At 71.1% G+C, this 11,465-nt stretch carries 11 protein-coding genes and 1 riboswitch; of the genes, 5 read left to right on the top strand and 6 right to left on the bottom strand.

The features are described from left to right. Together ACFE67_RS11120 and ACFE67_RS11115 are read left to right on the top strand one after the other, a co-directional pair. On the top strand, positions 1 to 1,593 hold a 1,593-nt coding region (locus ACFE67_RS11120), incomplete at its 5' end, for a hypothetical protein (RefSeq protein ID WP_375406944.1). Between the two features lie 32 nt (positions 1,594 to 1,625). After that, a complete protein-coding gene (locus ACFE67_RS11115; RefSeq protein WP_375406943.1) occupies positions 1,626 to 2,273 on the top strand; it encodes a class I SAM-dependent methyltransferase in 648 nt (215 codons plus the stop codon). An 11-nt stretch (positions 2,274 to 2,284) separates the two neighbouring features. Here the strand turns inward: ACFE67_RS11115 and ACFE67_RS11110 are convergent, their stop codons facing one another. Further along, positions 2,285 to 2,836: a lytic transglycosylase domain-containing protein gene (locus ACFE67_RS11110; protein ID WP_375406942.1), complete on the bottom strand. Its 552-nt coding sequence runs from the start codon at positions 2,834 to 2,836 to the stop codon at positions 2,285 to 2,287. A 240-nt stretch (positions 2,837 to 3,076) separates the two neighbouring features. Between ACFE67_RS11110 and ACFE67_RS11105 the strand changes: the two genes are divergently transcribed. Continuing rightward, positions 3,077 to 4,189, top strand: a complete 1,113-nt coding sequence (locus ACFE67_RS11105; RefSeq protein ID WP_375406941.1) for an SGNH/GDSL hydrolase family protein — start codon at positions 3,077 to 3,079, stop codon at positions 4,187 to 4,189. A 149-nt stretch (positions 4,190 to 4,338) separates the two neighbouring features. Here ACFE67_RS11105 and ACFE67_RS11100 read toward each other — a convergent pair whose 3' ends face one another. Genes ACFE67_RS11100 through ACFE67_RS11085 form a run of 4 tightly spaced genes read right to left on the bottom strand, consistent with a single transcriptional unit; the run spans position 4,339 to position 8,596 of the window. Further along, a complete protein-coding gene (locus ACFE67_RS11100) occupies positions 4,339 to 5,472 on the bottom strand; it encodes a bifunctional 2-methylcitrate synthase/citrate synthase (RefSeq protein ID WP_375406940.1) in 1,134 nt (377 codons plus the stop codon). 42 nt (positions 5,473 to 5,514) lie between these two features. Next, positions 5,515 to 6,420, bottom strand: coding sequence for a methylisocitrate lyase (prpB, locus tag ACFE67_RS11095; RefSeq protein ID WP_375406939.1), 906 nt, complete (start codon positions 6,418 to 6,420; stop codon positions 5,515 to 5,517). After that, complete coding sequence (locus ACFE67_RS11090) at positions 6,420 to 7,928, bottom strand: MmgE/PrpD family protein (protein WP_375406938.1); 1,509 nt, start codon at positions 7,926 to 7,928, stop codon at positions 6,420 to 6,422. The genes prpB and ACFE67_RS11090 overlap by 1 nt, the downstream gene beginning before the upstream one ends. Further along, positions 7,925 to 8,596, bottom strand: a complete 672-nt coding sequence (locus ACFE67_RS11085; RefSeq protein ID WP_375406937.1) for a GntR family transcriptional regulator — start codon at positions 8,594 to 8,596, stop codon at positions 7,925 to 7,927. The genes ACFE67_RS11090 and ACFE67_RS11085 overlap by 4 nt, the downstream gene beginning before the upstream one ends. Positions 8,597 to 8,848: 252 nt before the next feature. Between ACFE67_RS11085 and ACFE67_RS11080 the strand changes: the two genes are divergently transcribed. Further along, a complete protein-coding gene (locus ACFE67_RS11080) occupies positions 8,849 to 9,277 on the top strand; it encodes an Hsp20/alpha crystallin family protein (protein ID WP_375406945.1) in 429 nt (142 codons plus the stop codon). A gap of 77 nt (positions 9,278 to 9,354) precedes the next feature. Then, positions 9,355 to 9,618, top strand: coding sequence for a hypothetical protein (locus ACFE67_RS11075; protein ID WP_375406936.1), 264 nt, complete (start codon positions 9,355 to 9,357; stop codon positions 9,616 to 9,618). Between the two features lie 128 nt (positions 9,619 to 9,746). Here the strand turns inward: ACFE67_RS11075 and ACFE67_RS11070 are convergent, their stop codons facing one another. Next, a complete protein-coding gene (locus ACFE67_RS11070; protein ID WP_375406935.1) occupies positions 9,747 to 10,916 on the bottom strand; it encodes a GDSL-type esterase/lipase family protein in 1,170 nt (389 codons plus the stop codon). Between the two features lie 120 nt (positions 10,917 to 11,036). Beyond that, positions 11,037 to 11,111: riboswitch (cyclic di-GMP riboswitch) on the bottom strand. Positions 11,112 to 11,465 lie beyond the last annotated feature (354 nt).

Genomic DNA, 11,465 nt, shown 5'->3' with positions numbered 1-11,465 from the left:
CGCGCACGGCACCCGAACTGGGCGACGTGGGACGCGCCGGGCGTTGCGTACCGTGTCACGACCGCGCAGTGGGGGAAGGTCGTGTCGATGTCGAGAACCCGACTGCTGCCGGCTGCGCTCTGCGCGCTGGCTGTGGTGACGCCGTTCGCGGTGACGGCGGACTCGCAGGCGCCCTCCGACGCGCGAGCGCACTCGTTCCTGCAGGTCGACCCGGCGCGTCAGCCGGGCCCCGGTGACGGGCTGTCACCGGCGGACATCGCATCCGCATACGACCTGACGGGGGGCACCGCCGGGCTGACCGTCGCGATCGCGACCGCGTACTCCGACCCGCATCTCGAAGCGGACCTGGCCGTCTACCGCAGCACGTTCGGGCTGCCCGCCTGCACGAGCGACACCGGCTGCCTCCGCATCGTCGGTCAGACCGGGACGTCGACGCTGCCCGCGACGGACATCGGCTGGGGCGAGGAGACATCGCTGGACGTCGACGCCGTGTCGGCAGCCTGTCCGGACTGCAGGATCCTGGTCGTCGAGGCGAACAACGACTATCTGAGCAGCCTGGGGGCGGCCGTGCGCACCGCGGTCCGGCTCGGCGCCGACGCGGTGTCCGCTTCATGGGGCGGGACGGAGTGGTCGGGCTGGAGCGACGCCTCCGCGGACTACTTCACGAGTCCCGGCGTGCCGATCGTCGCGGCCACGGGGGACGACGGCTACGGGGCCGCTGTCCTGCCCGCCGCTCTGCCGAACGTGATCGCCGTCGGCGGCACCACGCTGACGGGGACCTCCGCCGACAGCGGCTCCACCGCCGCGATGCGGACGTTCGCCGTGCACAGCGGCGTGGTGACCGCGGCCACGACGACCGCCGAGGTCATCGGCGATCAGCAGGCGGTCGCGAAGGCCAGGACCAGTCTCAGCGTGGCGAAGCGCCACCTCCTGGCGCTGAAGAAGCGGGCCCGCTCCGCTCGCGTGCACCTGCAGCACGCGACGACGCCGCACGGCAAGGCCGTGTGGAGGCGACACGTCCGCGCGCTCGACAAGGCCGTCACGAAGGCCCGCGTCGGTCACCGCACCGCCGCCGCACGCCTTGCGAAGGCCCAGGCGAAGCTGCTGCGCGACGAGGCCGCTGCGGCCGGTGTGACGGCGGCCACGGCCACCGCGGCGCAGACCTCCCGAGCGGGCTGGGTCGAAACCGCCTGGGACGGGACCGGCTCCGGCTGCTCCACCTCCATCCCCCGACCGAGCTGGCAGCCGAGCACGACCTGCGCGCGGCGCGGGATCGCCGACATCGCCGCGGACGCCGACCCGTCTTCGGGGATCTCGACGTACGACACCTTCGGCACGGCCGCCGACACCGACACCGGCTGGCTCGTCGCCGGTGGCACGTCGCTCGCCGCCCCGCTCGTGGCCGCGATGATCGTGCGATCCGGTCACGCCGCCCGGTACTCGAACGCGCAGCCGCTGTACGCGAACGCGGCGGCGTTCTGGGACATCACGGCCGGCTCGAACGGCAGCTGCGCCGGCGCGCTCTGCTCGGCGGTCGTCGGCTTCGACGGACCGACCGGGCTCGGCTCGCCGAGATCGCTCGACTCGTTCTGACGCTCCGGCCGCCGGCCGGTCAGGATGAGCACATGCGCCGCTACGGAGTCGTGACCGGACTGCTCTACGACGTGTTCTCCGGCGAGCGTCCGCTCTACCGGCCGGGCCGCGTCGCTGCGATCCGTGCGCTCGAGCTGTCCGAGGGCGACCACGTGCTGGTGCTCGGCTGCGGAACCGGGCTGGATCTGCCGCTGATCGCCGACGAGATCGGGTCGAGCGGCACCATCACCGCCGTCGACGACAGCAGGGCGATGCTGCGGCGCAGCGGGCGGCGTGCGCGGACCCTGATCGGCCGGAAGCGATCCGGATGGCCCGCGGTCCGCCTCGTGCTCGCGGATCTCACGCGCGCCCGGTCGGTCCTGCCACCGAGTTCGCCCCCCGTCGACGCCGTGCTCGCGGTGAACACGCTGTCGCTCATCCCGGCGTGGCGCTCCGCGTGGACCACCGGGCTCGCAGCTGCGCGCCCGGGCGCGCGGGTCGCGATCGCGGACATCGGACGGCCCGCGTCCGGTCACCCGGTGATCGGGCTGTGGTCGCGGTGGATCTCCGCCGTCGGTCTCGGCGATCTCGACGCCCGACCCTGGATGGTCGTCGAGGAGGGGGCCGAGACCGTCCGCAGCAGGACCTTCTGGGCAGGCCATGTGGAGGTCCGCGCCGGTCGGACCGCAGCGAGATCCTGACCTCGCCCCGGTCAGTAGGAGCCGACCGCCTGCGAGTGCGCCCACGCGCCGCACGGGCTGCCGTAGCGAGCCGCGATGTAGCCGACGCCCCAGCGGATCTGCACGCGGTAGTCGGTCTGCCAGCCGGCACCCATCTTGCTGCCGGGCAGCGCCTGCGGGATGCCGTAGGCGCCGCTCGGGTTCGCGGCGCGCGAGTTCCAGCCCGACTCGCGGTTCCAGAGGCTCGCGAGGCAGCCGAACTCGCTCGCCGCCCAGCCGCGTGACGCGACGACTCCCGCTGCGTACGCCTGCGCGGTCCCCGCTGGGACGACGGGGCCGCTCGGCGCCGCGGCCACCCCGTCCCCGCCGACGATCTCGGTGGTGAACCGGTCGCGCTGCACGGCGACGAGCACGAAGCCGCCGTCGATGGCGAAGCGCTGGACGGCCGCCGGCTTCGCCAGCACGGGCTCTCGGTAGAAGGCCGACGCGCGAGCACCCGCGTACGGATCCGCGACGCTGACGAGCACGATGCCGGCGGTGGCGAGCACGGCGAGGATGCTGAGGACACGCCGTCGGACGAGCATCGGATCTCCCCCCGGAAACCGCCCGGTCGCGGACGCGGGGGCGACGCTAGCGCGACCGTCGCACGCGGCCGCCGCGACATGCGCAGCGCTGCCACGAGTGGATCGCTTGCACTGGGGATCCGCGCACCGAGCCGCCCTCCCGTCGAGGCAGTGCGACAATCGTCGGTTCCACCCGCCGCGACGAAGCAGCCCCGACCGACCCGAGCCGGAGGTCCCCCGCTGATTCGCCTTCTCCGTGCGTTGTCCGCGACCGCGTTCATCGCCCTCTCGGGCGCTGGGCTCGCCGCGGCGTCGCCTCCTGCATCCGCGCCTCCCGCCGGCTCCGCCTACGTCGCCCTCGGCGACTCGTACGCCGCGGGCTACGGGCTGCCGGACCCGACCGGGAAGCCGGTCGCCGCATGCGGCCAGTCGGCACGGGACTACCCGCACCGCGTCGCGGCGGCGCTCGGGCTGCAGCTGACGGACGTCAGCTGCGCGTCTGCGACGACGGCGGACCTGCGGGCCGGCAGCAGTCAGGGCGCTCCCGCGCAGGACTCCGCGCTGAGCGCCTCCACCCGGACGGTCACGCTCACGATCGGCGGCAACGACTCGGGCCTGTTCTCCCAGGCGTTCTCCTGCGTCGCATTGACCGCGGACGGACCGGTGATCGCGGGGACGGACGTACCCGACTGCCGCAGCCGGTTCGTGCAGAACGGCGTCGACACGCTGCAGCAGGAGGTGGACGGCACGATCCGCACCGCCATCGGCCGTGCCGTGCGCGCGATCCGGTCGGCGGCGCCGAACGCGGTCGTGGTGGTCGTCGGGTACCCGACGATCTTCCCGGACGCGGCGAACACGCCGGCAGGCGGCTGCTTCGTCCCCGCCATCACGGTGTCGACGCTCACCGGCACCTTCCCCGAGAACAGCTTCCCGTTCACCGATACGGATGTCCGGTATTTCCACGACCTGCAGGTGTCGCTGGACGCCGCCACGAGGAGCGCGGTCGAGCAGCAGGGCGGCACCTACGTCTCGATGCTCGAGACCACCGCTGCGCACTCGGCCTGCGCGAAGGTCGCACGATACGTGAACGGTCTGCACCTCACGTCGGGCAAGGACGTCGAGCACGTCGAGCTCGACCCGGGCGCGCTGCATCCGAACGCTGCGGGAGCGGCCGCGCTCGCCACCGCGGCCGAGCAGGGCATCCGCACGGCCTACGGGGCGAGGGTTCGCGGAGAAGCGCCGAGAGCCCTCCCGAGCGAGCAGCCGCCCTGGCTGCTGTGGGGCACGGTCGGCGTGGTCGTCGCAGCCGCGATCACCGCCGTCGTCCTCGTGGTCCGCAGGCGCCACCCGAAGGATCCGCCGCTCGAGCGCTGAGCACGGGCGCTGGTCGGGCCCGTGTTCGGGTGCTGTCTACCAGGGAGCACTTCAGCAGGATCGAGGAGCTTCAGCAGGACTGGAACGCGCCTCCGGTCCTGCTGAACGTCCTGGATCCTGCTGTCGCGCTCCGCTCAGCACGACGCGCATCACGCGGGAGGCGGCTCGGGGACGGACCGCTGCTCCGGGCCGTCGTAGAGCGACAGCGGGCGGATCAGCGCGTTCGACGCGAGCTGCTCCATCACATGCGCGGTCCAGCCGGTGATGCGGGACGCCACGAAGAGCGGTGTGAACATCTCGGTGTCGTAGCCGATGAGGCGGTAGGCGGGCCCGCTCGGGTAGTCGAGGTTGGGCAGGATGCCGGTGCGCTCGGTCATCGCCTGCTCGAGCGCGTCGTACAGCGCCGCCAGGTCGGGCCGGTCGAACTCCTCGATCAGGGTGTCGAGGGCCGCCTTCATCGTCGGCACCCGCGAGTCCCCCTTCTTGTAGACCCGGTGGCCGAAGCCCATGATCGTGCGCTTCTGCGCCAGCGCCTTCTCGAGCCAGCCGGCGGCGTTCTCGGCCGTGCCGATCTCGTCGAAGAGGTGCATGACGGCCTCGTTCGCCCCGCCGTGCAGCGGACCCTTCAACGCCCCGATCCCGGCGACGACGGACGAGTACAGGTCGGACAGCGTCGACGCGACCACGCGAGCGGTGAAGGTCGATGCGTTGAACGAGTGCTCGGCGTACAGGATCATCGACACGTCGAAGGCCTTCAGCACGACGTATGACGGGGCCTCGCCGAAGGACATCCGGAGGAAGTTCGCCGAGTAGCCGAGCGAGGGGTCGGGCTCGACGACCTCCTGCCCGCGCCGACGGCGCTGGTCGTAGGAGATGATCGCGGGCAGCTTGGCGAACAGGGCGTACGACTTGCGCAGGAGGCCGTCGCGACTCGAGTCCGCCCATGCGGGATCGAGCGCCCCGATCACGCTGACCGCGGTGCGCACGACGTCCATCGGGTGGGCCGTGAGCGGCAGGTCGTCGATCACCCGGCGGACCGCGGGATCCAGCGCCCGCTGCGACCGCTCGAGCGCCGAGAACTCCGCCAGCTGCTCGGCGGTCGGCAGCTCGCCGTGCCAGAGCAGGTACGCGACCTCCTCGAACGAGCGGCTCGCCGCGAGCTGCTGCACGGGGTAGCCGCGGTACAGCAGCGAGTTCGTCTCGGCGTTCACCTTCGAGACGGCGGTGGTGTCGACGACGACGCCGGCGAGGCCCTTCCGGATCTGCGGTTCGTCAGTGCTCATCGGTCACTCCTTCGTGTTGCGTTCGGCCGGTGTCGGTGCCGGTCATCGCGCGGTGGGGATCTCGAAGTCGAAGATCGAGGTGTCGAAGGTGCTGTATGCGGCGTAGTCGAGCAGCTCGTAGAGGCGGGCGCGGGTCTGCATCGCGGGCACCTCGGCGCGCAGCGAGCCGTCGGCGGCGAGCGTGTCCAGCCCGCGCTCCGCGGCGCCCATCGCGATGCGGAGCAGCGAGACGGGGAAGATGACGAGATCGACGCCGACGGACTCGAGCTGGTCGACCGAGAAAAGCTCGCTCTTCCCGAACTCGGTCATGTTCGCGAGGATCGGCACGTCGATCGCCGCCCGCATCGCCTCGAACTCGTGCAGGTCGGCCATCGCCTCCGGGAAGACCGCGTCCGCGCCGGCGTCGACCAGCTGCTTCGCCCGGTCCGTCGCGGCTGCGAGCCCGTCGACCCCGCGGACGTCGGTGCGCGCCATGATCAGCAGGTTCGGGTCGCGGCGGGCATCGACCGCCGCCCGGATGCGCTGCACGGCGGTGTCGGCGTCGACGACCGCCTTGCCGTCGAGGTGACCGCACCGCTTCGGGTTGACCTGGTCCTCGATGTGCAGCCCCGCGACGCCCGCGTCCTCGAGCGCCTGCACGGTTCGGGCGACGTTCATCGGCTCGCCGAAGCCGGTGTCCGCGTCGATCAGCGTCGGCAGGTCGGTCATCCTGGCGATCTGCGCTCCCCGGCCGGCGACCTCCGACAGCGTCGTGAGCCCGATGTCGGGCAGGCCGAGATCCGCGGCTATCACCGCGCCGGAGACGTAGACGCCCTCGAACCCCTTCTCCTCGATCAGGCGCGCGCTGAGCGGGTTGAACGCCCCCGGCATCCGGAGGAGCTTCCCCGAGCGCAGCGCGGTGCGGAACGCGGCGCGCTTCTCGTGCGCGGGGAGGGTGGAGTACAGCATCAGAAGAGTCCCTTCGGAGCCGGCGACGCGTCGAGGAGTCCCGGCCGGGCGATGACGTTCAGCCCACGGACCTCGTCCGCGGTGAGCTCGGGCAGCCGCTGCACGAGCGCGAGGAACCGCAGGATCTCCGGCTCCTCGATCACGCCCTCGGCGAGCCCGCGGAACTTGCGGATGTAGTCGGCACGGGCGAACGGCCGGGCACCGAGCGGATGGGCGTCGGCGACCGCGATCTCGTCGATCAGGACGGACCCGTCGGCACGGGTGATCTCGACCCGGCCTCCGAACGCCTTCTCGGCCGGGTCGAGCGAGTGGTAGCGGCGCGTCCACTCGGGATCCTCGCGGGTGGAGACCGTGCGCCAGAGCGCCACCGTGTCCGCGCGGCCGGCTCGCTCCGGCGCGTAGGAGTCGACGTGGTGCCAGGTACCGTCCTGCAGCGCGACGGCGAAGATGTACGGGATCGAGTGGTCCAGCGTCTCGCGGCTGGCGGTCGGGTCGTACTTCTGCGGGTCGTTCGCGCCCGAGCCGATCACGTGGTGCGTGTGGTGGCTCGTGTGCAGCACGATGGCCGTCGAGCTCTCCGGGTCCGCGAGCTCGGGGTGCTCCTCGCGCAGCCGGCGCGCCAGGTCGATCCAGGCCTGCGCCTGGTACTCGGCCGAGTGCTCCTTCGTGTAGCTGTCGAGGATCGCGCGCTTCGGCTCGCCCGGCTCGGGCAGCGCGACCTCGTAGCGCCCCTCCGGCCCGTCGAGCAGCCAGGCGATCACGCCGTCCTCGCCCTCGTAGATCGGGGTCGGGCTGGTCTGGCCCCGCATCGCGCGGTCGACGGACTCGACCGCCATCTTCCCGGCGAACGCGGGCGCGTGAGCCTTCCAGGTCGAGATCGCGCCCTTGCGCGACTGCCTGGTCGCGGTGGTCGTGTGCAGCGCCTGGCCGACCGCCTGGAAGATCGTCTCGACGTCGAGCCCGAGCAGGGTCCCGATGCCGGCCGCGGCGCTCGGGCCCAGGTGGGCGACGTGATCGATCCTGTGGGCGTGCAGGCTGATCGCCTTCGCGAGGTCCACCTGGATCTCGTAGCCCGTGACGATGCCGCGGAGCACCTTAACGCCGGTGCGGCCGGCGTGCTGGGCCACCGCCAGGATCGGCGGGATGTTGTCCCCGGGATGCGAGTACTCGGCGGCGAGGAACGTGTCGTGGTAGTCGAGCTCGCGCACGGCGACGCCGTTCGCCCACGCCGCCCACTCGGGCGACCAGGTGCCGGCGACCCCGAACACGCTCGAGCCGGGAGCGAACGGATGACGGAGGGCCTGCGCCCGCGCGGCGACGGCCGGCGCCCTGGTCAGCGATGCGACGGCCACCGCGGCGTTGTCGATGAGCCGGTTGATCACCATCTCCGTCACCTCGTCGGGGACCGCCACCGGGTCGGCCGCGACCTCGGCGATGCGCCAGGCGAGCTGATCCTGAATCGCGAGGGGCTCGTCGCTGCGGTGCGTGCGGACGGTGATCGATCTCATGCGGTGCCGCCGTTCCGGTCGGCTCGCGCCCGGAGGGTCGCGAGGATGGTGGAGAGCGATGCGCGGAGGTGCACGAGCGTCGCCGCTGCGGCGAGCGCCTCGTCGCCGGCGGCGATCGCCCTGCAGATCACCGCGTGCTCGACGGCCGCCTGCAGGAGGCGCTCGGGATCGTCGGCCGCGACCCGGCGGGCGCGCGCGAGATGCAGGCGCGCGGTGTCGAGCGCGGCGCAGAGGGACCGGTTGCCGACTGCGGCGTCGATCGCCTCGTCGAATCGGGCGACCACCTCGTAGTAGGCGTCCTGGCCCCCCGCGTGCAGCAGCCGGGCGGCATCCTCGAGCTCGTCCGCGAGCGCCGTGAACACGGCCGGTGAACCGCGTCGCGCGGAGAGCCTGGCGGCCTGCACCTCGAGCGCCTCCCGCAGCTCGAACAGCTCGGAGACGCTCGTGGCCGACACGTCGGGCACGACGGCCGTCCGCCCTCGCGAGGTGTCGATCAGCCCTTCGAGCGCGAGCTTCGAGAGGGCGGCCCGCAGCGGGGTCCGCGAGACGCCGAGCCGCTCCGCCAGCTCGACCTCGCTGAGCGCGGTACCCGGGGCCAGACGGTCTGCCAGGAGGTCCTCGCGGATCGCGTCGTAGACCCGATCGCTCGCACGGACAGCACCGACCATGCGCCGAACCTACGCCATCTGTACACAATCCGATATCCGATTGGAGGTTCCCCCGGATCCGGTGCACACACTGTGCACAGAGCACCCGTCACCTCGGGGGCAGCGATCGATCTCAGCACTCCCGAATCCGGTTCTGAGCGATTTTTCAGACATGGACCCGAGCACGAGTTCTACAATTTTTTTGTTCGCGGAGCCGAGGGGTTCCGGGGGCCACAACTCCAGACGCATCATCCTGAAAGGGGACTCTTCATCATGGCAATGTCTTTTGATCCTTTCACCGAGCTGGACCGCCTGACCGCAGGTCTCCTCGGCACCCGGCCGGGGCCGAAGTTCATGCCCGTGGACCTGTACCGTGACGGCAACCGGTACGTGCTGAATGCGGACATGCCGGGCGTCGACCCGGGCTCCGTCGATATCGACGTCGATGGCCAGCTGCTGACGATCCGTGCGAATCGCACCCCGGACACGCAGGGCGGGGTCAAGTGGCTCGCCCAGGAGCGGCCGCACGGCGCCTACCTGCGGCAGTTCAGTGTCGGTGAAGGCATCGATTCCGATGCGATCACCGCGCACTACGACAACGGGGTCCTCTCGGTCGTGATCCCCGTGAGCGAGAAGGCGAAGCCGCGGAAGATCGAGGTCACCTCGGCTCAGACGGAGGAGCAGCACTCGATCGCGGGCTGAGTCGTCGCGGGGAGGACCTCGCGAGAGCTCGGTCCTCCCCGCCGATCCGTGATCCAGCGAGTTCGAGGAGGTCACTGATGCCGCTCATCGAAGCGCAGGTCGATCTCGCCGCCGACGAGATCGAGGCAGTCATCCGAGAGGCCGAGGAGATCCTCGTCCAGGCCGAGTTCGACGACCTGATCCATCCACTCGAGGTCGTCGACACGACCACGGGCGCCGATCCGGCGCTCGAAGGGACCGAATTCCTCACCCCTCGTCGGGACCGGCCGGCGCCAGTCGGGATCCGGGAGCGCACAGCGCACTCGTGGGCGAGGTCCCCGCCTCCGGCGATGCGTGTGTGATCTGCGGAAGGCCGTGGACGGAGCGGGGGTGGAGAGCGTGCACGGCACGCCTTCCACCCCTGCGTTCGCACCGGGACGCCTCGCGCTCACACCGCTCCCGGTCTGCTCACCACCTGTCGAGTCGGCTTTCACGCATCCCTGAAGACCGGTTCGCTCCTCCCCGTCTCGGAAGATCGCTGAAGCCACAGCCCGTGACGCCCGGCGTTCGCGGGAAGACCGACATCACGCAGCGCGGCGCCCCAGATCTCCTGCTCGATCCGGCCGGCGAAGTCACGGAGCGCATTCAATTCGGACGGCATCATGTTGCGCGGGAAGCTGTCGACGATGCAGAGCGCCCCGACGCGGAAGCCATCCCACGAATGGATGGGATAACCGGCGTAGAACCGGATCGGCTCATCCCCTCGAGTGAGGGGATTGTCTTGGAAACGGGGGTCGCAGAGGGAGTCGTTGACCAGTGTGAGCACGTCGGTGCGGATCGTGTGATCGCAGAACGACCACTTGCGGTCGGACACTCCCAGCTCTGGGGACGCGGACGCATAGGTGCGCTGCACGTCGCCGTCGATGATGTTGAGGTGCGCCCATCGGGTGCCGAACGCGATCCTGGTCTGGCTGACGATGAAATCGAGCATCGGGTTCCGCACACCCTGCGCGAGCCGCATCTGCCCCAGGGCACTCTGGCGAGGAACCTCCGGATCGGGACGGCTGCGGAACGCCGCGGGGGACTCGCGGACCTTCGGGTCCTCGAGCGTGAGGAGCTTCCCGTACAGGCGGGACGCGATGATGTCGGCCCAGATCCCGTAGGTGGTCGCCGAGAGCCGAGTCGTCGAGGCGGCCGCCGCGACCGGGGTCAGCTCGACGACACTCACGCCGGCGGACTCGGCGACACCGGCGGTGATCGCGGACAGTCGGTCCGATCTGGCGTTCGTCCGACGCGAGACCGGGCTGGTGCCCATCGTGAGCATCGCGTGGGCGGTGTCGCAGAGGATCACCGGGGCACCCGGAGAGACCTGGTCGCGAACGGTCCGCACGAGCGTCTCGATCTCACGCTGCCAGCGGTCCGGGTTGACCCCGGCGCGCACCGGTCGGTCGCCCACGAACACGAGCACTGCGTCGTAACGGCGAAGCCGCAGACCGCGGAGACCGTCGAGGGCCCGCATCGAGGTCGGGAAGCGGTCGACGATGACGTCGATGTCCGCTCCTCGTCCGGACCGTTCGATGAGCGCGTCAGCCACGTGACCAGGCAGGCCGAGGTTGTGGTCGCGGAGGCCGACGCCGGCGAGCAGACCGCCGCCGAACATGAGCAGGCGGTGCGGTCTCCTTCCCGAGCGGCGCACAGCCGCGACGCCGTCCGGTCGGACCTCGAGCTGTGGTGCGCGAGCACGAAGGGTCGCCAGAGACATCGGACGGCACGTCTTTCATTCGGTAGCTCGGCTGACCTCGAGGGCCCCGTGGCTTTGCGTCGCCGGCTCGCGCCGGGTTTGCCGTTTCGGGAAATCGATGCTGCGAATCGGGTCCGATCGAGACCGGATGACTCCCAGTACGACGACGCTAAAAGCCTCCCCTCCGCGGGGGTAAGGCCCATTACAGGGGGGTCCGCTCGGCCCCGATCGCGGTGAGGACGGAAGCGCCGTCGATGTGTACGTCCCGCAGCTGACGCCGCACGACCTGCGGCACCCGACCGCCGTCGCGGAGGCCGGCGCGAATGGGCAGGCGGGGCAGTGCAGGCTCGGCTACGAAACCGCCTCCACTCGGCTCCGTGAGCGAGCTCGGCTGAGCCCCTCATGAGGTTCGAGCCAAGAATTTCAACAGGCGGCAGATGGCGGAGGGCGTGGGATTCGAACCCACGA

This window comes from uncultured Amnibacterium sp. (assembly GCF_964244015.1).
Lineage (GTDB): Bacteria > Actinomycetota > Actinomycetes > Actinomycetales > Microbacteriaceae > Amnibacterium.
Note: the sequence above shows the minus strand (reverse complement) of the source record. Positions and strands in the feature narration are given on the sequence as shown.

Excerpts from the sequence above, each read along its gene's own strand:
- ACFE67_RS11070 (WP_375406935.1), bottom strand. The coding sequence starts at position 10,916 with ATGTTCGGCGGCGGTCTGCTCGCCGGCGTCGGCCTCCGCGACCACAAC.
- ACFE67_RS11100 (WP_375406940.1), bottom strand. The coding sequence starts at position 5,472 with ATGAGCACTGACGAACCGCAGATCCGGAAGGGCCTCGCCGGCGTCGTC.
- ACFE67_RS11085 (WP_375406937.1), bottom strand. The coding sequence starts at position 8,596 with ATGGTCGGTGCTGTCCGTGCGAGCGATCGGGTCTACGACGCGATCCGC.
- prpB (WP_375406939.1), bottom strand. The coding sequence starts at position 6,420 with ATGCTGTACTCCACCCTCCCCGCGCACGAGAAGCGCGCCGCGTTCCGC.
- ACFE67_RS11075 (WP_375406936.1), top strand. The coding sequence starts at position 9,355 with ATGCCGCTCATCGAAGCGCAGGTCGATCTCGCCGCCGACGAGATCGAG.
- ACFE67_RS11115 (WP_375406943.1), top strand. The coding sequence starts at position 1,626 with ATGCGCCGCTACGGAGTCGTGACCGGACTGCTCTACGACGTGTTCTCC.
- ACFE67_RS11080 (WP_375406945.1), top strand. The coding sequence starts at position 8,849 with ATGGCAATGTCTTTTGATCCTTTCACCGAGCTGGACCGCCTGACCGCA.
- ACFE67_RS11090 (WP_375406938.1), bottom strand. The coding sequence starts at position 7,928 with ATGAGATCGATCACCGTCCGCACGCACCGCAGCGACGAGCCCCTCGCG.
- ACFE67_RS11110 (WP_375406942.1), bottom strand. The coding sequence starts at position 2,836 with ATGCTCGTCCGACGGCGTGTCCTCAGCATCCTCGCCGTGCTCGCCACC.